General features: G+C 34.2%; 21 protein-coding genes. 9 read left to right on the top strand and 12 right to left on the bottom strand.

What is annotated here, in order from left to right; all coding sequences use genetic code 11:
• Positions 1–17: 17 nt before the first annotated feature.
• The 5 genes from BHE19_RS18985 to BHE19_RS18965 form a co-directional block, all read right to left on the bottom strand.
• Positions 18–1,412, bottom strand: coding sequence for an aspartate aminotransferase family protein (locus tag BHE19_RS18985; RefSeq protein ID WP_070908392.1), 1,395 nt, complete (start codon positions 1,410–1,412; stop codon positions 18–20).
• 76 nt (positions 1,413–1,488) lie between these two features.
• Positions 1,489–3,156 (bottom strand): cyclic peptide export ABC transporter, encoded by a 1,668-nt coding sequence (locus BHE19_RS18980; protein WP_083342591.1) that lies wholly within the window; start codon positions 3,154–3,156, stop codon positions 1,489–1,491.
• Between the two features lie 149 nt (positions 3,157–3,305).
• Positions 3,306–4,904, bottom strand: a complete 1,599-nt coding sequence (locus BHE19_RS18975; RefSeq protein WP_070908391.1) for an MBL fold metallo-hydrolase — start codon at positions 4,902–4,904, stop codon at positions 3,306–3,308.
• Between the two features lie 562 nt (positions 4,905–5,466).
• Positions 5,467–6,204, bottom strand: coding sequence for a thioesterase II family protein (locus BHE19_RS18970; RefSeq protein WP_070908390.1), 738 nt, complete (start codon positions 6,202–6,204; stop codon positions 5,467–5,469).
• A 7-nt stretch (positions 6,205–6,211) separates the two neighbouring features.
• Complete coding sequence (locus BHE19_RS18965; RefSeq protein ID WP_070908389.1) at positions 6,212–6,889, bottom strand: 4'-phosphopantetheinyl transferase family protein; 678 nt, start codon at positions 6,887–6,889, stop codon at positions 6,212–6,214.
• 504 nt (positions 6,890–7,393) lie between these two features.
• On the opposite strand from BHE19_RS18965, the gene BHE19_RS18960 reads away from it, so the two are divergent.
• Entirely contained in the window at positions 7,394–7,750 is a 357-nt protein-coding gene (locus BHE19_RS18960; protein WP_070908388.1) for a hypothetical protein, read from the top strand.
• Positions 7,751–7,970: 220 nt separating this feature from the next.
• Entirely contained in the window at positions 7,971–9,026 is a 1,056-nt protein-coding gene (locus tag BHE19_RS18955) for a serine hydrolase domain-containing protein (protein ID WP_233431399.1), read from the top strand.
• A 105-nt stretch (positions 9,027–9,131) separates the two neighbouring features.
• Here BHE19_RS18955 and BHE19_RS18950 read toward each other — a convergent pair whose 3' ends face one another.
• The 7 genes from BHE19_RS18950 to BHE19_RS18915 form a co-directional block, all read right to left on the bottom strand.
• Complete coding sequence (locus tag BHE19_RS18950) at positions 9,132–9,623, bottom strand: DUF6985 domain-containing protein (protein WP_070908386.1); 492 nt, start codon at positions 9,621–9,623, stop codon at positions 9,132–9,134.
• A 244-nt stretch (positions 9,624–9,867) separates the two neighbouring features.
• A complete protein-coding gene (locus tag BHE19_RS18945; protein ID WP_070908385.1) occupies positions 9,868–10,419 on the bottom strand; it encodes a hypothetical protein in 552 nt (183 codons plus the stop codon).
• A gap of 84 nt (positions 10,420–10,503) precedes the next feature.
• Entirely contained in the window at positions 10,504–11,421 is a 918-nt protein-coding gene (locus tag BHE19_RS18940) for an N-acetylmuramoyl-L-alanine amidase (protein ID WP_070908384.1), read from the bottom strand.
• A 660-nt stretch (positions 11,422–12,081) separates the two neighbouring features.
• Positions 12,082–12,912 carry a hypothetical protein gene (locus BHE19_RS18935; protein WP_070908383.1) on the bottom strand — a complete coding sequence of 277 codons (831 nt, stop codon included), beginning with the start codon at positions 12,910–12,912 and terminating at the stop codon, positions 12,082–12,084.
• A gap of 726 nt (positions 12,913–13,638) precedes the next feature.
• Complete coding sequence (locus tag BHE19_RS18930; protein WP_070908382.1) at positions 13,639–13,869, bottom strand: hypothetical protein; 231 nt, start codon at positions 13,867–13,869, stop codon at positions 13,639–13,641.
• A 222-nt stretch (positions 13,870–14,091) separates the two neighbouring features.
• The gene (locus BHE19_RS18920; protein ID WP_070908380.1) at positions 14,092–16,416 is read right to left on the bottom strand and encodes a glycoside hydrolase family 20 protein; all 2,325 of its coding nucleotides are present in this window, start codon (positions 16,414–16,416) and stop codon (positions 14,092–14,094) included.
• Positions 16,417–16,522: 106 nt separating this feature from the next.
• Positions 16,523–16,981, bottom strand: coding sequence for an RNA methyltransferase (locus BHE19_RS18915; RefSeq protein ID WP_017496800.1), 459 nt, complete (start codon positions 16,979–16,981; stop codon positions 16,523–16,525).
• Between the two features lie 137 nt (positions 16,982–17,118).
• On the opposite strand from BHE19_RS18915, the gene BHE19_RS18910 reads away from it, so the two are divergent.
• The 7 genes from BHE19_RS18910 to BHE19_RS18880 all read left to right on the top strand — a co-directional run bounded on the left by BHE19_RS18910 (position 17,119) and on the right by BHE19_RS18880 (position 25,040).
• Positions 17,119–17,796, top strand: a complete 678-nt coding sequence (locus tag BHE19_RS18910) for a DUF4386 domain-containing protein (RefSeq protein ID WP_070908379.1) — start codon at positions 17,119–17,121, stop codon at positions 17,794–17,796.
• A 189-nt stretch (positions 17,797–17,985) separates the two neighbouring features.
• Entirely contained in the window at positions 17,986–18,540 is a 555-nt protein-coding gene (locus BHE19_RS18905; protein WP_070908378.1) for a DUF2975 domain-containing protein, read from the top strand.
• Between the two features lie 3 nt (positions 18,541–18,543).
• Positions 18,544–18,747: a helix-turn-helix domain-containing protein gene (locus BHE19_RS18900; protein WP_017496797.1), complete on the top strand. Its 204-nt coding sequence runs from the start codon at positions 18,544–18,546 to the stop codon at positions 18,745–18,747.
• A 253-nt stretch (positions 18,748–19,000) separates the two neighbouring features.
• Positions 19,001–19,798 carry a hypothetical protein gene (locus BHE19_RS18895; protein ID WP_070908377.1) on the top strand — a complete coding sequence of 266 codons (798 nt, stop codon included), beginning with the start codon at positions 19,001–19,003 and terminating at the stop codon, positions 19,796–19,798.
• 220 nt (positions 19,799–20,018) lie between these two features.
• Positions 20,019–20,423, top strand: coding sequence for an HYC_CC_PP family protein (locus tag BHE19_RS18890; RefSeq protein ID WP_070908376.1), 405 nt, complete (start codon positions 20,019–20,021; stop codon positions 20,421–20,423).
• A 74-nt stretch (positions 20,424–20,497) separates the two neighbouring features.
• Entirely contained in the window at positions 20,498–21,883 is a 1,386-nt protein-coding gene (locus BHE19_RS18885) for a TolC family protein (protein WP_070908375.1), read from the top strand.
• A gap of 10 nt (positions 21,884–21,893) precedes the next feature.
• Positions 21,894–25,040: an efflux RND transporter permease subunit gene (locus BHE19_RS18880; RefSeq protein ID WP_070908374.1), complete on the top strand. Its 3,147-nt coding sequence runs from the start codon at positions 21,894–21,896 to the stop codon at positions 25,038–25,040.
• The last annotated feature ends 1 nt before the right edge of the window (position 25,041 follow it).

Here is a 25,041-nt window from a genome sequence, read left to right as displayed (position 1 = left end):
TTATGTGGTTTTATTTTTTACAGAACTGATTCCAAGTATTTTTCCATTCTAACTTTGATGGCCTCTTTCATAATTTCAATTGCTTCATCAACAATTTTGTGAGTTGTGATTAAAGGAGGGATCAATCTCATTACATTTTTATAATGACCACCTACTTCAAACAATAGCCCACGCTGAAAGCATTCCTCTCTAAGCTCTTTAAGATATTCCGGAAAAGGTTCCTTCGTAATCTTATCTTTTACAAACTCTACCCCCAACATCATTCCCTTTCCTCTTACATCTCCTATAAATGGATTTTCGGCTTCTAATTCCTTCAATTTTTCCATTAAATAGCATCCTATTGACTCGGTATACTTTTCAATCTCATATTCATCAATAAAATCAAAAGCTCCTCTTGCTGCCGCGATACTCACCTGATTAGATCTAAAGGTTCCTATATGATCTGCAGGCTTCCAGGCTTCTATACTTTTTTTATAGATTAATCCGGAAATTGGAAAACCTATTCCTCCAAAGCCTTTAGAAAATGTTACAATATCAGGTACCGCTTTTGTATTCATAAATTCTAAAAACTTTCCTGTTCTGAAAAAACCACTTTGAACTTCATCAAAAATTACAATAACATCATGTTTATGAGCTACTTCGACTATACGTTCAAGGTACCCCTCTTTAGGTGCGATATTACCTCCTTCACCTTGCAGAGGTTCCAGTATTATAGCAGCAGGTTTTACAATTCCTGAATGTGCCGTATTTAATATCCATTCGAAATGACTTACACATTCGAACTCACAACTATCACTATTTTTACTGAAAGGACAACGATAGCAATAACTATAGGGTGCAAAACTTACATTTGGAATTAGAGATGTCAATTTATTACGAAAAAATGTATCCGAAGTTACTGCCAAAGCCCCGGAACTCATTCCGTGATACCCTCCTGTGAAAGCTATAATTCCATCACGTCCTGTCTTAATTTTTGCCAGTTTTATTGCTGCTTCTATAGCATCTGATCCCGTAGGTCCTCCAAAACTCACCTTGTATTCCTCCTGAATCTCAGTTGGCAAGTTTTTTAATATTAGCTGAATTAAATCAAGCTTATTTTCAGTTGGAAAATCTAATGCATGAATCAATTCTGTTTGTTGCTCTTTAACATAATCTAGCACATATTCGTTACCATGTCCCACATTCAGAACTCCGCATCCTCCAAAAAAATCAATAAATTGATTCCCGTCCACATCTTCAATAATACTTCCTTTTGCTCTTTTTATTGCAATTGGCATACTTCTAGGATATGAAACAATACTTCCTTCAATTTCACTTTGCAGCTTCAACAATACTTTCGATTTTTCACCGGGTATTGAAGCTGAAACAATTTTTGCACATTCAGATAAATGATACTTTTTAAGTAACTCCATAGTAAATTATTCTTACTTATTTTATTAATACAGATCTAGAAGAATTAAACTCTTTAATTAAAGAGGTCTCTGAAAATCAGCTACCAACTTCTAAACCCATTTGTTCTTGCACTAGCATTCCACCGTAATTGAATTTTATTAATCGATCACAGTACTGGTAATATGCGTCATCATGGGTAATTGCAATTACAGTTTTTCCTTTATTTTTTAAATCAGGAATTATATTTTCATAAAAATACTTTCGAAATTCCGGATCTTGCTCCGCAGCCCATTCATCAAAAATGAAAATATCTTTGTTTTCTAAAAGTGTATATATCAATGCGAGGCGCTTCTGCTGGCCACTGGACAAATTTTGAAATATTCTGTTATTTTCATCCTGTCTAATAACTTTATCCAGTTTCATTTTTTTCAAAAGCTCCGCTAAATGCTTGTTAGATGGAAGAAGATTGAAATTATCATAATTCTCCGTAAAGAGATAATTATTGGAAAAAATACATGATATCATATCTCTATATTGCGCTCTGTTATCATCTGTAATTACTAAATCATTAAGGAAAATGTTTCCAGATTTCGGAATATATAATCCTGATAGTAAATTGATAAAAGTACTTTTTCCACTACCATTGCTTCCGGAGATAAAAATAATTTCCCCTTTCCCAAATTTCAGGTTGATTGGTTTAAGTTCAAACGTAACACTTCCTGTTTCATCAACATGCTGATAGGTTATCTCATTGATTGAAAGAGTTTCTAAAACTGGCCACTCTTCATTTGAAGCTGATAACGGAAGGGCATCTGAATGATTCAAATTATCTGTAAGAGTATCGTTAAACTCATTAATTCTGGCAAATGCAACATTATACCCTATGACACTCTTCATAAGGTTTATCAAAATACCAATTGGTCCCATTAAGAATAAAAGAGTAATCATAAAACCAGAAATGACTGTTTTATCAATACTAAAAACAACAGGTAAGACAAAAAGTATGGCACCAATCAAAAAGTAAAAAAAATAACCTCCTAATAATTCATTGCCAAAAGACGATAATCCTGCTTTGGTACTCAGCTTTATTGCTTTATCACGATTCTCTGTAATGTGCCCAATAAATATAGAATCACTTCTCTTAGTACTCATTTTAACTTTATTGAACCCATGTAAAAAGTCGTTATAAAATCTCATAAATACATCATCAAGATCTCTCTTGGCATCCATATCCTTTTCAATAATTCCATTTCGATATACATAGATAAAAACCAGTATAATAATAAGGGAAACTATCGTTAAGGCTCCTTTAGGATAAAGCCAAAACATGTATCCCATTCCGGCAATTATCATTACTAGAGAATTAAAAAAAGTGATAAAAACTCCGGGAAGTGATTCTAAAGTACGTACATCTTCCATTATCGTTCTTACTCTTTCCTCACCAATCTGCAAATAAGATTCATAATTTGATAGTCGAAGTTTATCAATTATTTGCAAAGTCATTTCTTTACCAAAGATTAGGCTCGCTTTTATCATGTAGCCATTAAAATAGTAGGTAAGCACAAAAGAGACTAAAACAAAAATTAAATAAATTAACCAATCAAACTCATTATAAAAGGGTAATGGAGTTCCGGATATTTTATGACTTACCAGCATTAACAAACTGCTACTCCATAAACCATTAATTACAGCCAAAAATCCAAGTAGTGGTAATGCTACTTTTAGTTTTAATCTTAATAAATTAAGCAATGTTGCTTTTCCCAATTTTCTAGCTAATTTAGTTGTAATTGTAATTTTTATTTCCTGAAAAAAATCTGAAATACCTTGAAAAATCTCTCGACAATATCTGTTTGTCCATATCTTTTTAGATCTTTTGACGCATTTTCAATTATCAAAAGGAATAAAAATTCAACCTACTTTGAGTACATAATCTCTTTTTCTCCAAACAAACGTTCAGCAATTATATTGTTAGCCTGACAATCCTTTATCAATAGGTCAGACTGAACAATAGGATGAGATTCGGCTGTATATTTTATACTACTAATAAATTCTAGCCAGGGCTCCTGCCCCATTGCATACACATAGACTTCCTTTGGATTAAATGCTTCTACTAAGCCCCTGCCTCTTTCAAAATTAGAGCCCGCCAATCTACGGGAAGAATCCTTATCTCTTGCCAATGGTTCTGTTAGCAATGGACCATAAAGCCATGAAAGTGGCGCTCCGTCACATTCCATCCCTAAAAAGATAACATCAACATCTCCAAGTAAAGATTGCACTCTCTGATAGATTTTTGATTCTACATTGCAGGAATCAGCAACGAAAAGCATTTTAAAATCTCCAACACGCACATGGTGACATATTTTAGCCTGAATATTTAAATCTGAATGCTCTCCTATAAATGGAATTCCGGTAATAGAACAATCGTTAAATTTAATAGTATCCATTTCATCAATTTCTACTACATTATTAAATCCAATCGAATTAAACATCAACTTCAAACTAGGATCCTGCAAGCTACCATTAGAAGATCTTGGTACAACTATATTTTTTATTTTATGTCTTAAAGGAATAAGTGTTTCGAATAAAATATGATCTTGATGATTATGTGTAATTAAGACATAATCAATAGTATCTGGTAAATCCATATCTGAAAATCGCTCCACTTCCTGAGGATAACCATAATAACTAATAATCGGATCTATAAGAATACTTACATCCTTAGTTTCTACTAATATACAAGCATGACCAAAATAACGCATTCTTACTTTATCTCCCGTATATTTTTCATAAGGCTTAGGAACTTCAGTTGTAAAAAAAGATTCAAAAACAGCCTCCATATCAGAAGGTATATCCAATTTCTTTTTAATTTCACTTAGTGATCCTGGAATTCTTCTCATTTTACTGAGCTCATCTAGCCCACTATGATTAAAAGGTATATTCAAATGTATTTTATCCTTATCTTCTAAACGTGGCGTACTGAGTACAAAGGGTCTTTCGTCATTATCAGTTAACCATAATAAAATACTCTGTGAAGTTTCTTTGTAAAATTCACTATTATATAATAATGTCTCAAAAAATCGAAATGAAGGCTGGTTGTTAAGATCATAAATCAATTCTACATAGCCCTTTAATATCTCAGGAACCTCTGCATATAAAGGTTCAAGGGAGTATCCTTTTGCTTTTGTTTTAAGCATTAAATCTAGCTCTTTAATCCCTTCACTAAAAGCAATGAGATCTTTTTGACTTTTTAAAGTATTGTTGCGTAACTGCTCTATTTCGTCTACTCGTTTTCCTTCATAATCTATAAAAGGTCCACCTAACATTTTTGGATTTTTCACAGCAGCGGCATGGGCAGTAGGAGCCTGAATATAGGACCCCATTATTTTCAAATGTCTACCCACAATATTCATTGCTGCTGTTGCCGGAGATATTAAATGACTCCATGCATACCAGTTATCAAAAAGTGGCTCGATTACTAAATTCGGTTTTAAATAAACTTGATCTGTATTCATAAATATTGTTTTGTACTTAATTTACCTTCAAAGGCATCATATATTTTTTGAGTGATAATTTAGAGCTGTTTGTAACTAAAAATTAAATTCCTCTTTCATCTTATGGATTTAGGTTGATTAACGTACCTAAACTTCCAAATATTAGTGATAACTACATAACATTATTCATCCAATAAAATCAAGAGGCCACGAATTTATAGTATTCCTGATACTAAACCTTACGGGAAACCGTAATTACAAAAGATTCTCAAAAAACTTTACGTTTTTTTTAAATTCTGTTAAACTACAACTTAATTTATGCTACTATTTTAACTTTTATATTACTGTATTACAAATGATAACAAAAAAACAAGCTTTAACAAATAGTGACTTACATATCTCACTGAAAATAATTTTAAACTTATTTTATTTCAAAAAGGCAAAACGTTGAGATAGAGAATTTCATCACAATGAAGTATCTAAGAATGTTTTACAGCTAATTTATTGTGCAATAATATATTTAGTAAGTGCAAATTAGAAAATAGCATTTCAGATTATCACGAACAAAACCTTAAAATAAAATCTAAAAAATAACAACGGAGTTAATAGCAATTTGAGATATCCTTTTTGCGATTGATTCAGCGTGTTTAAAAATAAAAAAATGATCTCCTTCTAAAAGTTCAAATGTGCAATTATTGCTAGTCTCATTTTGCCAGTCCTTCATACCTGTAAGAGGGGTTTTTTCATCACCAAAACCTATTTCATCCTTACCCATTAAAATATGAATAGGAAAAGTAAAGGGTATCTCCATCGGTAAATAGCTATAATCCTCTATAGCTTTAAAATCCGATTTCATAATTGGATAGTAAAGATCCAAAAGTTCATTACATTCTAAAATTTCTTTTGGAAGTCCTCCAATTTTACCTACTTCTTCCCAAAAAAGAGAACTGGGTAATATAGATTTTTTGTTATTAAAGCGACTAAATCCAGGCGCCCCGCGTCCTGTAAAAAAAAGAGCCATGGGTTTATGCATTCTTTTTTCAGTAATTTTCTTTGCCAATTCATATCCTAATAATGTCCCCATACTATGACCATATATGATATAATTTCCTTCTTGTATATGTGGCATTATTTGATTAAATAGATCATTTACCATCTGGTCAACGTTGTCAAACAATTTCTCTTTAAAACGACTACCTCTTCCTGGAAGCTCCAGGGTAATCCAATCTATCTTTTTTGGTATATACTTTTCAATATTATTAAAGCTATATTTATTACCTCCTGCAAATGGAAGAGCTATTATTTTATTATTCGTTGTCATTAACTTTTTAAATCTGAATTAATTTGTGGGATAATTTTGAAGAATCAAATTCTGAAATCTTTATGCTTGATTCATTAACTAATTTATTAGTTGCTATATGGCATTTGTATTGATCGTCTAACCAAATTTGTTTTAAAAAAAAATTTTCATTATCAACAATTGCTGTATTTTTCAATACTTCAAAAGATCTTAGTGGTACGGCTAAACCTTTTCCACAACCTTTGATTACAGCTTCTTTTTGTGTCCAATAATTATAAAATGAATCCATCTTATTAAAAGATCCGGTAATTTTTATCCATTCCCCATCTGTCATCTGAGGTTGAAAATCATCCAGCTGAATATCGCGTTTTAACTCAATATCTATTCCAATTTCACACAGATTAGTCACAGCACAAACAACAATTTTTCCAGAATGAGAAATATTAAAAAAAACTTCACCTCTTTCTTCCCCAAAATAAGGTTTATTATATTCGGTATATTTTATATTGATTTCTCTATATTTTTTATCAAAATTATCAGTCCCTTTATAAAGTAATATCCTTCCTAATAATGACAATTGAGCATCCTGCCATCTGCGATAGCTCTTTACTTTTTTTTGAAAATCAATTGGTAATTTTAGCAAAGACTCTTGCATTAATTTTTTATGATTATTCTCAGAAATATAGGAATAATATATGTAAATCATTTTCGTAAGAAATATAAATCAACTAACTTTATACTTTGTTATTCACTTTTTGTGGTTCATAATAAAGATTCTACAAGTTTAGCAGTAATTAACCTAATAACAAAATTTTATTAATCAAATAAATTTCGTTAAAAAACAAAAATCTATAACAATCAACAGTCAAAAGTAATACGGGCTTAAGTTCCAATTCTGTTCTACCTACATAAAATTTTACATTAAGAATTAATAATAAATACATTTAAACCTTATTCTTTTGTATCTCTGTACTGTACAAACATAAACTAAGATCATATCGTAAAATTTTATAGATTTGTCCTAACCACTGGTCTAATGTGTTCTTAGAAAATATATTACTGCAAATTAGCAAAGTGCTTTTTTTCAATTAAAATTGAATGAAATTTTGTTTGTTTTGAGATAGTTTATTAAAAATTAACTTCAAATTTGTACCTCGGAGCCTGAAACCTCAGTAAATATGAGGTTGTTAATTTCTGCATCGGGAAGTAAATGACTATACAGGATCTAGTGGGTAATTATTCCATTTCCGGAAGCAATCAGGATGAAAGTAATCAGATAACTTACAAAGGTATTTTGAGTTTATCTTTAGATGAAAATAATCGCATTATTGCCCAATGGCTTATTAACAACACCCAACAACAAAAAGGTCACGGCTTCTTTAAAGACAATATTCTGGTCATTAACTTTAGCTATAAAGGAGACGAAAATAAAATCTATAAAGGGGTTGCGGTTTATATATGCATCACTGCAGATGTACTGGAAGATTTTTGGTCTGAAAAACACGGAAACCCGCTCTATTTAGGAACTGAGCATTGTTTACGTATGAAGGCTAAAAACTTAAGCTAAATCGAATTTATGCTTTTGCAATAGATAAAATCAGAGCTAAATTATTTCTTTGCTATTTACGCTTTCCCGTAATGTTAAAAATCCCTTTTTCAATATCTTAGCAAAAATTATTACTCTCGATAAAACTTAATGAATTAAAAAAGATTAAATAAAACAGCATTTATTTAATCTTTTTTATAGCTAAACATGAGGTAAGTTTCCAGTAATTAAACTAAAAATTATGACCCTAAAACACTTAATGCCATTTTTGATTTTTGCCTTAATTGGGTGCAAAAGTAAACAGCAAAACGATAAGCAAAATATTGAAAATGCGATTACAAAAAATGCTCATCAGTTGTTAGAAGACAAAAGATTTCATTCTGTTTCAATAGCAGTGTTTAAAGATGGGGAATCTACAATAAAACATTTTGGAGAGTTATCTATTGGAAAAGGAAATAAACCAAACGATTCTACACTTTATGAATTAGCTTCTGTAACTAAAACTTTTACAGGTTATGTAGCCGCCAAAGCCGTACTTGATAAAAAAATAAATTTAGACGACGACGTCAGAATCTATCTTAACGAACCTTATCCCAATTTAGAGTTTAAAGGTGAGCCTATAAAAATTAAACATCTTCTCACCCATACAAGCGGGTTTCCCAATTTCCCCATAAAAGGTGAAAATAAAACGGCTTTTTTGGAGGGATTGAAACTAATCAAAATTGAAACAATACCTGGAGAAACCTATTATTATTCCAACACGGCTCCAGAGTTAACAGCCTATATACTTGAAAAAGTGTATCAAAAACCTTATGAGGAATTGGTAACCGAATTTGTTTTAAAACCAAATAAAATGAACCAAACCAAATTTACACTAAATGATAATGAAAGACTAAGATTGGTAAAAGGCTACAACGATAAAAACGAATTAATGCCTAACTTCAATAGAACTTTATGGGGCGGAATTTCAGGATTGCATTCTACCACTACAGATTTGATAAAATATATGAAATTACAACTTGACGAGTCAAATCATATTGTAAATGAATCACATAAAAAACTATATAAAGAAGGTTCTGATTTTTGGGAAGGCTATCATTGGTATATATTAGAAGATGATAGAGAATTAATTTACAGACATCACGGAGGTATATACGGAATGCAGAATTGGTTTGTGATTTATCCTAAACAAAATATAGGAATATCTATATTGACAAATACTAGCTTTAATGAAACAGGAGAAATTTTGGAAAAAGTAGTTCATAAATTGTATGATGACATAAATAAATCGATATAAACTAAAAAAATAAACAGCAAGTAAAACGAAATTACATCGGAAAGTAAACCTGATTCGGGCTGTCTTTATATTAGAACTTTTGCAGAGCATCTTAATAGTTTTCTATTATGTCTCTGCAATTCCACCCACATTCTTTATTTGTCCACCTACAAACTTGAATTCAAGCCCATGTTCTGTATCCAGTTTATAGCGGATTGATACTTTAATGGTCTTCTCGTCTAAAACTCTTAGGTACATAATCTCTTTTATGTATTCGTTATGTTTATCGAGGTTGTCAATATTTAAAGCCGGTTCTCCTGATTTTTCAGAATCTTCATAAAAATGAGCGTATAGTTTTAAATATCTCTCATACGCTTTCTTTTGAATACTCTTCAAGTTAGTTTCAATATTCGTTATAAAATTTTGATACGTTTCTTCAAATTGTGTCAATTGATCTTCTGTTGGCGGTTCTTCTATTTCTTCTCCTTCTTCGTCAAATTCTTCCCCCAGAAAAATTTCGACATCATGCTGGTCAAAAAAGGGATCCGTAAAAGTTACGTCCGAAGAAAATCCTGCCCAATCCTGTTCTACTTTTCCCCAGTATTTATTTGTCGTCATAGTCGTTTTTTTATCCAATATCCAGCTAATTTACAATTGTCGAAGTTATAAATAGTAGGTTCCGATTTTCTTGTCATTATATTGTTTCGTTTCCATACTTCGAAGGGTAATAAATCTATCATATAAAGCTAGTCATAATACCAAATAAGTGGTTACTTGTTTTCCTTTTCACTCCCAAGCAAAAACAAACCTTAAATTAATGAAACGATGACTTTTATAAAAAGATAAACTTGAAAATTTATCTCTAAATCAGTAAATCCTTAAAAGAACTTGCCAAAGCAATTGTGATTATTAAGATCCCTGCAATTAAAAATAGACAAGAAGTAATCAATAACCATTTGCATAAATTTAAATCTTTCTCAAAGCTCAATTTCTCATTTTTTAAAGTTTTTTTGAGCTTGTTAAGTACTTTCTTATTATCTGTTTGGGCGCTCTTAATTTCAAATATTTTTTGCCGTAAACGAAAGCCTCTAATAAAATGTGTCATACAATCAGTTGAAAAATAACGATGACTTAAAGCTAATAAGGCGGTCAATATCAAGATTACCGCTCCAAGCAATAATAGTAATTTATTCCCTGAGAATGGTTTAATAAATATAAAATTTTTCTTGTCAACATCTGTAATTTTAAATATTACATTCGTTATCAGAAAACCGTAAATGGTTAGACCAAGCAATGAAAGCCTCAGTATTTCTGAGGAGAAGCTTTGATATTTTTCTAAAATTATAAAATCTACTTTATAATTATCTTCATTTATAGGGATATTACTCAAATATTTCGTTCGAAGTGTTCTCATAGTTTACCTTTGAATAATTAACACATTGACAACCATTATTTTACACGATTTAAACATCTTTCATATTTCATAAAAATAGTCAACTTAACTTTTAGGCTTCAAAAGACTTGAATGTATCCATCCCTCTATTTTAATACTATGTTTCCAATCCTTGATATCTTTAATATCATTCACTAAGTAAACTTTAGACCATTGTCCGAAAGTTTCAATTAATCCTACTTCATAACCATTTTTTAACGTTCGGATTGAGCTTGACGTTTTGTCGGGTTTTGTTCTAAACTCGGCAACCCCATCAGAGACTGAGTTCACCAAAAAAATCTTTCCGATATTGTCTGTTTTTCCAAAAACATTTGTTTTAAAATCATCCCAGGGGAAAGCAGGTCCCGGATCCGGTTTTCTTGCCGGTGAGATATCGTCGTGTCCCACTACAAAGGATAATTGGTAGGTATCAATCAGGAGTTTGCTCAATTTAGAGACTGCCGCTATTTGGGCGTCAGTATATTTAAACCAATATTGGTTTTCTTTACTGTCCCAAAATTTATGTTTATGTTTCAATTTTACAATTCTGTCTTTTTCAGACGCAGGATATGTTTTATAACTGGGTGTTCCGTCTTTGTTCTCTCCTACTCTTCTTCTGAAACTGCCATCTGTCAATTTTTCACAGAATCCGGGATTTACTATTTCAATACCAATAGCATATTCATTCATTCCGGTTCGTCCGTCCCAACTGCTGTAGCCGGCGTGGTTGCATCTGGTGTTAAATGGAGCAAGCTGCGTGATGGTTCCATCAAGGTCAACTACAATGTGAGCACAAATCCGGTCTGTATTTCCTTGTGCGGGAGTTTGTTTGAACCAGGTTATTGCCCCCGATGCTTTATCGCCTGCCGTGTAATGTATGATTAAATATTTTGGCGAAATTTGATATTGAAAATTCGAGGTGGGGTCTTTTACTATTTTTTCTGCTTGGCTTTCCTGAACAAGCCAGTTTTTGTCAATTTTCATAAGGATTTGTTTTTTTAGGGTTTGAAATAAGATAGTTTTTAAACAATACCTTCAATTTGCATTTACGGATGATAAAACCACAAATACGAACCTCTTTATACGTAAAATCAATAGGCCGAAGTCATTGTTTAGGATTAAAAATGAGTAGTAGCGTTCGTTGCTTATCGTTTTATAAGCAACATCATTCAAAACATTATAGTCTATCAAATATACTGACAATCAATATTTTACAAGCAAGTGTTTATACGTGATTTAAGGAAAGTATTTGCCGCTGAACTAATTCGCGTTCTCATTTTACTTTTCAGGTAATTCATTCGTAATTCAATTCTTTGCGGTCGGGCTTTTGCCCTTTCAGAGCGATATTTGTCATGAATTTAGATTATAGTGCGTTGCACTCTGCTATAGCTTTTAGGCTTTCAGCCTGCTTGATTTTAGAGTTTTAGTTGTAATCCGGTATTACTTTGAAGTAATATATACTAGTATTAAATTGCGATTTACTCGGCTAATTGCTATGAAAGAGCTTTAGCAATAGCAGAGTGCAACGCACTATCAATAGTGATTCGTATTGTTTACGCCCTGAAAGGGCAAAAGCCTAACCGCAAAGAGCGTCGCTAATCGTTTCTTAATGTTATTAGTAGGGAAAATACAATGTTTCTTTTATTAGTTAGAAGTCCACACTTCAATTTGTCCCTTAGGAACTAATTTTTGATATTTCGGAGTAATTGAATTAACAATCTTGTATTTGCCTTCCAATATTTTGTTTGCCTCTTTAGCGAGCCTTTCATCTTCCGGATGGAAGTATTTGATAATATTACTGAACTTGCCGTTAACCTTGTCAATTCCCGGCGCAGCCCATTGATTGTCTTTAAAAATTTGCTGCATCTTTTCTACCTTTTTGATCTCTACGTCAGATTCATATTGAATATATACTATCTTATCAAGTATCGAAGTGACAAGTGTTGCTTTCTGAGTATCGGCTACCTGGTAGACAGGTTGTTGATATGTAATAGTTGAGTCAGATACATTTTGTTTCGAACCAATATAATCAGTTTTAATAGGTCCGTACTTAGCTACAATATCGTTCCAACGTTTAAGATCATACTTCATTAAAAAATCTCTCGGAACTTTATAGGACAATTCTTTTATGTTAATATCGTTTTTTTTTGTGTTTAGGATAAGTGATTCTGCAAAACCAACTAACATTTCCCTATCTTGAACTGCTAAAACTCCTCCTTCTGTATTATTTCTCAAATATCTTTCCAGTGTCAGTAAAGCTAGATCCGATTTAATAGTACCTTTCATTGAAGTCTCAAATTTTTCAATAAGCTCACTAATCATTCTATTTTCATTAATCCTTTTTTCAAAAGTGGCTACCTTATCAGACATTACTGAAGTCTGATAACCTACAATCGCGGTGAATATTGTAAGTACCGTAGTGGACAGAAATGTACCTATTGTACCTAATTTTTCCCAGATATTTTTATTTTCCATGGTGCTTTTATTTAATCGTTCAAAAAAAGATTAAATCATACTCAACTGTAATCAACTTTCAAAAGGTAGGTACATTTAAATAACCAAGAAGATTAGAATTCAAAAATCTTTAATCAATTGTATCCTTAATTTGGTGTTTTGAGTAATAGTTTCATGATTCACTTAGACAATAAATTTCACCTAAAAACATATCCTAAAGCATTAACTTCAAAATTTCAAAACACTATCAAATATACTAACAACCAACATCTTATATACCAGTATTTATACGTAATTTAAGGAACGTATTTGCTCTTGAATTAATTCGTGTTCTCATTTTACTTTTCAGGTAATTCATCGTAATTCAGTTCTATGCGGTTGGACTTTTGCCCTTTCAGGGCGTAAACAATACGAATAACTATTGATAGTGCGTTGCACTATACTATTGCTTTTAGGCTTTCAGCCTGCCTGGTCTTAGAGTTTTAGTTGTAATCCGTTATTACTTTGAAATAAATACACATTAGTATTAAATTGCGATTTACTCGGCTAATTGCTCTGAAAGAGCTTTAGCATTAACATAGTGCAACGCACTATAATCTAAATTCATGACAAATACCGCCCTGAAAGGGCAAAAGCCAATGTAAATCCTATAAATTCTAGTATGAAAACACTCTCTCTTCTCTGAAAATAACATAAAAAAAAGGGTTGTCTTTATCAGACAACCCTCTTTTTAATACTTACAAACTGTTACAAGGTAGCTTTATGAGCGGTAATAGTACTTAAAAACTCTTCTACTTCCTCCAATTCATTGTTTACGCGTTGCAAGTCCAGTTCTTTTTGCAGCAAGGCCACTACTCCGTAACTTACTTTTCGATTTTCGAGTAAGATTTTTTTATACTCTAACTTTACCTTCTTTTTAAGCTCGTCTTCCTTAGTTGGACCATCCGGTAGTGCATCAAGTATGACATCTGCTGCCATTGGTTCGGCGAGCACCCCGGGCCTTATATATATTTCAATGGACTCAGAAGTTAAACAACATATTGTATGGAGCGATTTTAATATTTCACTATCTACAAAATCTGGTCGTCTACAATCAGCTGAAATAAATGAGTATTTGGATTCAGTGAAATATACAGAATTATTTGATCAATAATCAAATAATATAAATAGCGGCAACTGTAATAATCTCACACCACTAGTTTAATCCACCACAATCTCATCTACAAACAGCCACGAACTTGAACCTGTTGGGCTCTTTTTTAAATTCGTAGCGATTACTTTTACAAACCTAACCTCTTGTTTTTCAAAATTGATTTTAAAGTCTTTCAGCTCTGAATTCACATTTACAGCAAACGGGCGAAGTATCTTTCTAGCTTCTTTGTAATTAGTTCCGTCCTTAGATACTAAAACGGTTACTTGTATTGGAAAATAAATTCCGGCGCCCTGACTTTCTAAAGTTCCAACGGTTACCTTTTCGATACTTTGTTCTATTTCAAGATCGATTACAATTTCCATGTCCTTGACCAACCATGCCTGCCATTGACCATCATGAAAGTTTTTAGACCCTCTGATGGTATTGACCATTCCGAGAGCTCCGTCTCCTTTGTAACTATCATTATAAGGGGTTACATAATTGACCTTATGTCCTACTGCTTTATGAAATACGATTGTATCGGTAAATATTCTTCCAACCGGTTTATTATCCTGAAACAAAGACGCTTTTAGAATCGTAGTTTCCTTAACTGCAATAGGGTTTGTATATTTTATGGCCTTATCGTCTATGTTTTTATCTCCTAAAACATAACGAATATCGGAATTTGGAAATTCATTTTTAAGGGCAACATTAATTACTTTATTATTTAAATCAGCCGAAGCTGTAGAAGTAACCAAATAAGCGCTTTTGGCATAATTAATCCCTAAATAATCGTAGCGTTGCAACAAAGAAGGCAATCTGGACGTAAAATTATTCCAATCGCGATTTTCTCTTGTACTCCACAACACTTCAGACAGGGCCGCTAATCTCGGGAAGATCATATATTCGGAAGCTTTTGTGTTGGTGATGTATTCTGCCCATAAATTGGCTTGCCCACCTAAAACATGATTGGCTTCCTGTGGAGTCATGGTATCGACAACAGGGTCAAACGCATACACTTTATTTAAGGGATTAAAAGCATCAAAAGCCAAAGGTTCTACGTTTTGCGGACCTTGATAAAAATTGAAATAACAAGGTGATTCGGGCGACATAATTACGTCGTGACCTTGTCTTGCGGCTTCAGTCCCTCCTACTGTTCCTCTCCAGCTCATTACTGTAGCTTCGGGAGCTAAACCGCCTTCGAGTATTTCGTCCCAGCCAATTATTTTTTTGCCTTTTGAATTGATGTACTGCTCCATTCTTTTTACAAAATAACTTTGCAGTTCGTGGGCATCTTTCAATCCATTGTCTTTCATTCTTTTTTGACAATTCGGGCATTTGTCCCAATTGGTTTTAGTAGCCTCATCACCTCCAATATGAATGTATTTTGAAGGGAAAATTTCAATAACCTCCTCTATTACGTTCTGTAAAAATTCGAAAGTAGTTTCTTTCCCGGCACAATAAATATCCGTAATAGGCCATAATCCACCCGAAGGAACTCCGATTCTCTGATTGAAACAAGCCAGTTCTGGATAAGCAGCAATCGCAGAGCTCACGTGTGCCGGCATTTCGATTTCTGGAATGATTTCTATATTTTTTGCGGCGGCATATTTTACAATTTCCTTTAGCTCTTCCTGAGTCAGAAAGCCGCCATACGTTCCTTTTTCGTCCGGATTGGTTAGCTGTCTTGCATTCCAGGGTGCATTTTCCTGATCGACTCTCCAGGCACCTACTTCGGTCAGTTTTGGGTATTTTTTAATCTCAATTCTCCAACCCTGATCGTCAACCAAATGCAAATGCAGGACATTCATTTTGAGCATTGCCAATCGGTCGATAGTCTCAATTATATAGCTTTTATCAAAAAAATGACGTGATAAGTCCAGCATCAATCCTCTCCATTGAAAACGAGGTTCATCGGTAATGGTAAGAGTTGGAATCTCCCATTTAACCGCTTTAATTCTGCTTTTACTTTCAATACTTTCGGGTAGTAATTGTCGGATGCTTTCTAATCCATAAATAAAACCCGCACTTCCTTTTGCCGTAATTGTGATGTTTTCTTTATTTACCTCCAACAAGTAAGCTTCGTTCTTTAAAGCAGTATCGACTTTAAACTGAACGTAATTACTTTTGGGAATTTTATTTGAAATTTCAGGACGAAATCCTGCTGCACTTCCGAATTTGTTTATTAAAACCGTAACGATTTCTTTTTGAGCATCGTCGTCACTTACCACAAATTTAGTCGTTGCAGAAAACTGAAAATTACCTTGTTTAAGAACCAATTGTTTTGGTTTCGGAATGATTTGAATCCCTTTTTCTCTATTTGCTTTTTGGCTGTAAGCATTGCTTAAAAGAGTCAAAAAAAACACAATAACAACTGATTTTAGTATTCTCATTCTTTATTTATTTTAAAGAGGATAACGTTTTAAACTGATAAAGATAACCTTTGTCTCTTAGTAAATCAAACTGAAGAATCATGTCGTAAAACAAGCTATCTGCGATTTAAGATCGTGGTTTCGGTAAATTTCTGTCGTACATTATGATCGTTCCTGCCACTGCTACATTTAAACTCTTTACCGATTTAAATTTTACTAAATGATGGCATTTCTCCATTACTTTTTTGGACAGGCCATGATCTTCTGCGCCTAATAAATAAACACAGCGTCTTGGATGTTCGTAGGTCTCTAAGTCGGAAGCATTTTCGTTTAATTCAACACCCACTAATCGTGCTCCTTTAGGTAAGTTTTCAAGAAATGCTTCAAAGGTATCGTAATGAAAATACGGAATTGCTTTTACCGCATCGTGGGTATCACAGGCTTGCTTGGCATATCGGTTGCCGATAGTAAATATAAAAGTTGCTCCCAGATTTTGAGCCGATCGCCATAGTACACCCAAATTCTCAGGCGTTTTACCATTTTGTATTCCTATGCCAAAATATTCGTTTGTAAAATTATCATTCATAAGGGCAAAAATACAAACTGAAAGTACATGAATCAATTTTTTATTGCGATGAAATAAAGTCTCTATGTCGATTATTAATTAATACCAATTGTAACAGAATCAAATAATTGTCGTCTTATTTTAAATCCAAAACCAAAATGACGACAAACCAAAAAACAGCCCGAATTGCAGGTTTACTCTATTTAGCAGTAGTCCTGACCGGAATATTTAGCTTAGCCTATGTTCCTTCAAAATTGATTGTATGGGATAACTTAGCCACAACATACCATAACATCAAAGCATCAGAATTGCTTTTCAGACTTGGAATTATAGCCGGATTATCCTGTTATCTTTTCTTCCTTTTCTTAGTACTGCAACTTTACAAACTATTCGAACCTGTCGATAATGGTTGCGCAAAAGTGATGGCACTATTAGCTATTCTAAGCGTGCCTATTTATTTTTTGAATGCTCAAAATCAATTCAATGTACTTTCTCTACTAACAGATAACAGTATTGGTATATCATTGGAGCAAATCAAATCGCAGGTAATGCTAAATCTCAATCAATACGATAACGGCATGCGAATAGTACATATCTTTTCAGGACTTTGGTTATTTCCTTTTGGTTATCTGGTTTACAAGTCCCGTTTTTTGCCCAAATTTTTCGGGATTTTACTAATGATGGGATGTTTCGGGTATCTGATCAATTTTTTAGGTAACACTTTAATTGCAGATTATTCAACCCTTGGGGTTTCTAAATACATCAGCATGCCTGCCACATTTGGAGAAATTGGAATTTGTTTGTGGTTATTAGCTATTGGAGTAAAAGAAAAGTAATTTCATTAATCAATTATTATATACAGTATCCTCAACGGTAAAATAGTTGGGGATTTTTTTTATTCTAAAAGCATTGCTTTTACTAGTCCTAAAGAAATACTTCCGATGGTTTAATTAATTTTCAATATAATTTTATTGTTTATCGATAAATATTTATTATTTTTACATGGAATTTTTAAACCAAACCTTATGGAAATTAAAATTAGTACCCAAACCATTCTGAAAGTATTACACGTGCTTTCGTGGATTATTTTTGTTGGATTATGTATCGAAGCCGGAGGAATACTTACCAAAACAATTGCCACATTAACGCTCGATCCTACTGATGCCGCTAAATTTTGGAGATCAGTTGATTTAACCCAAGTGTATCAGTTTAATCAAAGTCAGTACATCACCCTTAGCAGTGTTATCATTATTGTTGCTTTGTTAAAAGCAATATTGTTTTACTGCATTATAAAAATTTTCCTGAACAAGGACCTCAACATTTCAGCCCCCTTCAATAACCTGTTCAGAAATTTTATTCTAACACTGGCTTATTTATCCTTTGGCATTGGTTTCTTTTCTTCCTGGGGAATAGAATTAGTAAAGGCTTTGTCCAATAGCGGTCTTAAGCTGCAAGACATTCAACAATTGCAAATTGCCGGTGCCGATGTCTGGCTATTTATGGGAGTAATATTGCTTGTTGTAGCTTATATCTTCAAAAAGGGAATTGAATTACAGGACGAAAACGAATTAACAATATAAATTATGGCAATCATTGTAAACCTCGATGTGATGATGGCAAAACGAAAAATGTCATTGAATGAACTTTCCGAAAAAGTAGACCTAACCTTATCCAATCTTTCGATATTGAAAACCGGAAAAGCAAAAGCCATAAGATTCAGTACCTTAGAAGCCATTTGTAAAGTATTAGATTGTCAACCAGGGGATATACTGGAGTTTAAAGAATAAAAAAACAACTAGAAAATTATGGAAAGATTACATTATATAATTAATAAATATATTTTCCATATTCGCGTCCAAAGTAAAATTAACTAATAACACAAAACTAGTCAACTTAAATTTTATTAGAGCCGAAACATTGTTGGTTTAAATTATTTGATAGATTACTACACCAACACAATTCTCCCGAATATAAACAATAATATAATAAATGAAAAAAAAGACTTTACTAAGCTTAATGATAATTAGTTCATGCTTGACAATGAATGCACAATGGAATAGTACAAATCCAGTATGGACTACTTCAAACGTAGGAATTGGCACAAATAACCCAACTTCAAGATTACAAGTTACTGCAAATGATGCCGGAGACGGTATTACTTTGACACATCTAAATCCAAGAGCCAAAACTTGGAAACTAACCTCAGGAGTAGAAAATTACGATCACCACCAATTCTCAATAAAAAATCAAAATGGAACTTATTTTGTGATTGATGGCAATAACGGAAATACTGGAATTGGTGCAATTAGTCCAAATTCGAAATTACATATCAATGCAAATGATGCCGGAGACGGTATTACTTTAACACATCCAAATTCAAGAGCCAAAACTTGGCAACTAACCTCAGGAGTAGAAAATTATGATCATCACCAATTCTCAATAAAAAATCAACATGGAACTTATTTTGTGATTGATGGCAATAACGGAAATACTGGAATTGGAACTATAACACCAGCTTATAAACTTGATGTTTGTGGAACAATTCGAGCTAAAGAAGTTAAAGTCGAACTATTTTCAGGTTGTGATTTCGTATTCAAAAAAGATTATAAATTAATGAATTTAAGTGACCTAGAAGAGTACGTAACAACTAATCAGCATCTTCCTGAAATAGCTTCTGAAAAAGAAATGATTGATAATGGACTTAATATGAAAGAGTTTCAAATGAAATTACTGCAGAAAATTGAAGAATTGACGCTATATGTAATTGAACAAAACAAACAAATCAAAAAGCAGAACCAAGAAATCAAAAAGCTGAAAGCAATCAAAAAGCACAATTGATTTAATTAGGCAGCAAGTCATAAGAACCATTTTATGAGGTAGTGTTTTATTAACCCTGCTCTCCAAAAAACCTCCTTGAATATACGTTGCGCAAATGTGACATTTGCGCAACGTTAACAATAGTACAATTAGCTTAGGTTGAAGCTCATAAATTTTACAAATTTCATCCAAAATTTTGCAACAGGTATTTAGCAAAATAACGCCACCTTTGCAATTGATTATGAGAAAAGCACTTCTACTACTTCTTTCTGTTTTTTATCTGGTACTGTCGTCAGGCTTTACCACGATAACTCATTTTTGCAAAGGTGTGCCGCAGGAAACCAATCTGTTTGGTGATATTCCGGTTGGTAAAGTTTGCCCAAAATGTGTGGCGAAAAAACAACAAAAAAGTAAAGATTGCTGTAAACATAAAGCACAGTTTCATAAAGCGACCGAAAAGCTACAACAAACTACTCCCGGTGACTTAGTCCCTAAATTCTTTGGAATTGCAGTATCTTTTCATTTTTACGAAACTGTTTTCAGCTCTTATTCCTCTAAGGAAAAGAAAACGGAATATTCTTTCTTCCCCTTTATTCCTATTCGGAATAATCCCCTTTATATTTTCTACTGCGTTTACCGTATTTGATTTTAGACAATTGATCGAACTGTAGCATTTAAAGATGCTATGCGATTTCTATTGTTTAATTTTAAATACATACTATGAAAATGCAATATTTTGCGTTGGCTATGTTCTGTATGGTTTCCGGAAATCTCTGGGCACAAACGGTAACATTATCCAATGCTCTTGAACGCTCTATTCAAAATTTTGAAAAAATAAAAGCCAAAGAAGCCATCGTTAACGCTTCAAAAGAGAACACTACCTATCAAAAAAGCCAGTACTTACCTGACTTTACTTTAATGGCACAACAAAGTTATGGTACCATCAATGCACAAAACGGTCCTTTGTACAGTTATGGCGGGCTGGGTAGTGCTGCAACCTCAATGCCCCTACAGGACCAAAACTGGAATGCCGCTTTTGGATCCTTGTACCTAGCTAATATCAACTGGAACCTTTTCACTTTTGGTAAAATTAAAACACAGGTTGCCATTGCCAAAGCCGACGAAAATGCAGCTCAAAAAGATCTGGAACAGGCAAAATTTCAACATCAGGTAAAAGTAGGTGCTGCGTATCTGAACTTACTTGCTGCACAGCGCCTTAAATTTGTGCAGGACAAAAATCTGGAACGTGCCCAAGTGGTAGAAACTACAACCAAAAGCCGTGCAGAGAGCGGTCTGATTCCGGAGGTCGATTATTCTTTGGCAAAAGCCGAAGTGGCCAATGCTAAATCGGCTGTGATAAAGGCCTACGATATGGAACTGGATCATTCTAAATCCCTTGCGGTAATGTTGGGTGAAGAATATAAGATCTATCAACTCGATAGCGTGTTTACTACTAAAACACCTATTATTCTTTCGGAAGCTGCAACAGAAACAAGTCAACATCCTATACTGGAATGGCGAAAAAGTGATATTCTGAGAAGTGAACAGCAGGAAAAATTACAGTCTTCACTGGCTTTACCAAACCTATCTGCTTTTGGAGTCCTGCAGGGACGCGGTTCGGGTTTTGACTGGAATTATGTACAGGACAATACTGCTTTCTCGAAATCATATGCCGATGGTGTCGGAATCGATCGCAGCAATTATATTGTCGGAATCAATTTAAGTTGGAATCTAACCAATATCTACCGTCAGTCTTCTAAAAAGCGGGAACAAAAATTGATTACCCAATCGCTTCAAAACGAATATGAATACATGAATCAGGAATTGATAGCCCAGCAAAAACTGGCGAATGACAAACTGAAAAATGCCTTTGAAAATTTTGAAGAAACTAAAACACAGGTAATCGCTGCCACGGACGCATATCGTCAGCACACTGCTTTGTACGATAACGGTCTTACCACCATTGTTGATTTAACACAATCTTTCTACACCCTTAACCGTGCAGAGATTGATTATGAAATTGCCCAAAACAACATTTGGCAAGCCTTATGGATTAAAGCTGCTGCCACAGGCAATCTGAACATTTTACTCAACGCGATACACTAAACCCGAAATTATGAATTTAATACGTTTTGCCTTGCGCAAGCCCATCTCTATCATGGTGATGGTGCTGGGGCTTTTATTCTTCGGGATTAAAGCTTCAAAAGAAATAAAGGTCGACATCTTACCCGATATGAATCTTCCTGTGGTATACATTGCCCATTCCTTTAATGGTTATACCCCTCAGCAAATGGAAGGTTATTTTACCAAAATGTATGTCAATATGATGCTGTTTACGAGCGGTATTGAAAGCATCGAAACCAAAAATACTCAAGGGCTTACCTTAATGAAAATTAATTTTTATGAAGGTACCGATATGGGGCAGGCTATTGCCGAAATCAATGCGCTCTCGAATCGTTCGCAGGTATTTTTACCACCGGGAGCTCCGCCTCCGTTTATCATTCGTTTTGATGCGTCCTCTCAGCCTGTTGGTCAGCTGGTCTTTAAAAGTAAAACCAAAACCAACAATGAGCTACAGGATATCGCCAATTTTACGGCACGTCCGTTTCTTATTAAAATACCGGGTTTAACGACAGCTCCGCCATTTGGAGGAAGTCCGAGAACCATCGAAATCAACATCGATCCGAATAAACTGCGTACCCATCAGTTAACGCCGGAGCAGATTGTGGAATCGATTAGCCGAAATAATATTACATCGCCTTCAGGTAACATATATGTGAATGATATCAACTATCTGACGCCTACAAACAATACTATTAAAGAGGTGGCCGATTTTGGCAACATTCCAATTTTTAAAAACGGGGTCGATAATGTCTACATCCGTGATGTGGCTACCATAAAAGACGGTGCCGATATTACTACCGGTTACGCCCTTATTAATGGTACGAGATCCGTATACATTAACATTGCAAAATCGGGTAATGCTTCTACCTGGGATGTGGTAAAGAATCTTAAAAAAGCGATTCCTGCCATTCAGAATAATCTACCGGATGATGTTGCAATTTCATACGAATTCGATCAGTCTGTTTATGTAATCAATGCTGTCAAAAGTTTAATTACAGAAGGTGTTTTGGGAGCGATGTTAACGGGGTTAATGGTACTTTTATTTTTACGTGACCGAAGAGCCGCCCTAATCGTAGTGCTTACCATCCCGATCTCTATAATTTCGGGAGTATTGTTCCTTAAATTGTTTGGACAAAGCATCAACATCATGTCTTTATCCGGATTGGCATTGGCGATTGGAATTTTGGTCGACGAGAGTACCGTTACGATCGAAAATATCCACCAGCATTTAGCCATGGGCAAAACGAAAGCCAAAGCCATTTTAGATGCCTGTCGTGAAATTGCATTTCCTAAACTACTAATTCTCCTTTGTATTCTTGCGGTTTTTGCACCTGCCTTCATGATGACTGGTATACCTGGGTCATTGTTTATGCCCTTGGCTTTAGCAATTGGCTTTTCTATGTTACTGTCTTTTATTCTGTCACAAACGTTTGTGCCCGTAATGGCCAACTGGTTAATGAAAGACAAAGAAAACCATGCGCATACCGAAGATAAATTCGACGGATTCAAAAATCGTTTTGTACAGTTTTTAGAATCGATAATGAGTAAACGCAAACCCATTTTAATCGTCAGTTTTATTCTGGTCACAGCAGGTGCGTTTTTAATGTACAGCAATACCGGTAAAGATGTATTGCCGACTGTAAATTCAAGTCAGTTTCAGGTGCGTATTAAAGCGCCCGAAGGCACCCGTATCGAAAAAACAGAACTCAAAATAAAGCAGGTTTTAGGCGAACTGGAAACGATTATTGGTAAAGATCATATTGCCATATCGTCGGTATTTATTGGTCAGCATCCCTCCTCTTTTGCAGTGAGTCCAATTTATTTGTACAATGCAGGTCCGCATGAAGCCTTAATGCAAATAGCACTGAAAGATTTTGACGGAAATACCAATGAGCTGAAAGAAATCATCCGCAAGCACATGAAGGAAAAGATGCCTGAACTGCATTTCTCTTTTGAGCCTATCGAACTTACGGAAAAGATTCTGAGTCAGGGAACCAATACTCCGATTGAGGTTCGCTTTTCGGGAATGATGAAAAAAATGAACGTGATGTACGCCAATAAACTTTTGGCAAAACTAAAAGAAATTGATTATTTAAGAGATCAGCAAATTCCACAATCCTTAAACTATCCGGCTTACGAAATCAATATCGACCGAATAAGAGCGGCTCAATTGGGTATCGACGCACAGGATATCGCTCGCTCTTTGATTCCTATAACAGCCTCTTCACGCTACACCAGTAAAAACATGTGGGTTGGCGGAATGATGGGAATTGCTTACGATGTACAAGTCCAAACACCACAAAACATTTTAAACAGCAAAGATGAGTTGATGAATGTTCCGTTAGGAAAAAACTCAGACCGACCTGTTCTGGGTGATGTGGCAACAATTACTCCCACAAAAGTATTGGGTGAAAGTTACAATCTGGGAACCATGGGTTACACACCGGTAACGGCAAATATTCATAATACCGATTTAGGAAGAGCACAGAAAGACGTACAGGCCGCTATAGATTCGCTTGGTGAATTGCCTAAAGGGGTCAATATTCAGGTATCCGGAATGGTTCCGGTGCTAGAGGAAACCATGAATAGTCTGGCAACGGGTTTACTGATTGCAGTTATTGTTATTTTCTTAATGCTGACGGCAAATTTCCAATCGTTTAAAGTGTCCTTAGTGATTCTGACCACTGTTCCTTTTGTAATTCTGGGTTCTTTGATTTTAATGAAACTAACGGGTTCTACCCTGAATTTACAGTCGTATATGGGAATTATTATGTCTGTCGGAGTTTCTATTGCGAATGCTGTTTTGCTGATTAGTAATGCGGAGTCGCTCCGTTTAGAAAATGGTGATGCCCTTAGTTCGGCTATTCAGGCAGCCGCTTTACGTATTCGTCCTATCATTATGACCACACTGGCTATGATTGCGGGTATGCTCCCAATGGCTATCGGACACGGAGAAGGCGGTGATCAGGTCGCTCCATTAGGAAGAGCTGTAATTGGCGGGTTAATTGCATCTTCATTTAGTGTATTGATCCTATTGCCTCTGGTATTTGTGTGGATACAAAACAAAACCACTACCCAATCACCATCCTTAGATCCTGAAGACGAAAACAGTATTCATTTTATAACGTTAGAAAAATAAA

The sequence above is a fragment of the Flavobacterium tructae genome (assembly GCF_001853485.1).
Lineage (GTDB): Bacteria > Bacteroidota > Bacteroidia > Flavobacteriales > Flavobacteriaceae > Flavobacterium > Flavobacterium tructae.
This window is presented reverse-complemented; position numbering and strand designations above follow the sequence as displayed.

What these genes read in the sequence shown, in the direction of transcription:
- BHE19_RS18885 (WP_070908375.1), top strand. Translation starts at nt 20,498, where the DNA reads ATGAAAATGCAATATTTTGCGTTGGCTATGTTCTGTATGGTTTCCGGA.
- BHE19_RS18900 (WP_017496797.1), top strand. Translation starts at nt 18,544, where the DNA reads ATGGCAATCATTGTAAACCTCGATGTGATGATGGCAAAACGAAAAATG.
- BHE19_RS18915 (WP_017496800.1), bottom strand. Translation starts at nt 16,981, where the DNA reads ATGAATGATAATTTTACAAACGAATATTTTGGCATAGGAATACAAAAT.
- BHE19_RS18890 (WP_070908376.1), top strand. Translation starts at nt 20,019, where the DNA reads ATGAGAAAAGCACTTCTACTACTTCTTTCTGTTTTTTATCTGGTACTG.
- BHE19_RS18910 (WP_070908379.1), top strand. Translation starts at nt 17,119, where the DNA reads ATGACGACAAACCAAAAAACAGCCCGAATTGCAGGTTTACTCTATTTA.
- BHE19_RS18940 (WP_070908384.1), bottom strand. Translation starts at nt 11,421, where the DNA reads ATGAAAATTGACAAAAACTGGCTTGTTCAGGAAAGCCAAGCAGAAAAA.
- BHE19_RS18945 (WP_070908385.1), bottom strand. Translation starts at nt 10,419, where the DNA reads ATGAGAACACTTCGAACGAAATATTTGAGTAATATCCCTATAAATGAA.
- BHE19_RS18880 (WP_070908374.1), top strand. Translation starts at nt 21,894, where the DNA reads ATGAATTTAATACGTTTTGCCTTGCGCAAGCCCATCTCTATCATGGTG.
- BHE19_RS18985 (WP_070908392.1), bottom strand. Translation starts at nt 1,412, where the DNA reads ATGGAGTTACTTAAAAAGTATCATTTATCTGAATGTGCAAAAATTGTT.
- BHE19_RS18920 (WP_070908380.1), bottom strand. Translation starts at nt 16,416, where the DNA reads ATGAGAATACTAAAATCAGTTGTTATTGTGTTTTTTTTGACTCTTTTA.
- BHE19_RS18955 (WP_233431399.1), top strand. Translation starts at nt 7,971, where the DNA reads ATGACCCTAAAACACTTAATGCCATTTTTGATTTTTGCCTTAATTGGG.
- BHE19_RS18970 (WP_070908390.1), bottom strand. Translation starts at nt 6,204, where the DNA reads ATGACAACGAATAATAAAATAATAGCTCTTCCATTTGCAGGAGGTAAT.
- BHE19_RS18905 (WP_070908378.1), top strand. Translation starts at nt 17,986, where the DNA reads ATGGAAATTAAAATTAGTACCCAAACCATTCTGAAAGTATTACACGTG.
- BHE19_RS18935 (WP_070908383.1), bottom strand. Translation starts at nt 12,912, where the DNA reads ATGGAAAATAAAAATATCTGGGAAAAATTAGGTACAATAGGTACATTT.
- BHE19_RS18950 (WP_070908386.1), bottom strand. Translation starts at nt 9,623, where the DNA reads ATGACGACAAATAAATACTGGGGAAAAGTAGAACAGGATTGGGCAGGA.
- BHE19_RS18975 (WP_070908391.1), bottom strand. Translation starts at nt 4,904, where the DNA reads ATGAATACAGATCAAGTTTATTTAAAACCGAATTTAGTAATCGAGCCA.
- BHE19_RS18960 (WP_070908388.1), top strand. Translation starts at nt 7,394, where the DNA reads ATGACTATACAGGATCTAGTGGGTAATTATTCCATTTCCGGAAGCAAT.
- BHE19_RS18965 (WP_070908389.1), bottom strand. Translation starts at nt 6,889, where the DNA reads ATGATTTACATATATTATTCCTATATTTCTGAGAATAATCATAAAAAA.
- BHE19_RS18930 (WP_070908382.1), bottom strand. Translation starts at nt 13,869, where the DNA reads ATGGCAGCAGATGTCATACTTGATGCACTACCGGATGGTCCAACTAAG.
- BHE19_RS18895 (WP_070908377.1), top strand. Translation starts at nt 19,001, where the DNA reads ATGAATGCACAATGGAATAGTACAAATCCAGTATGGACTACTTCAAAC.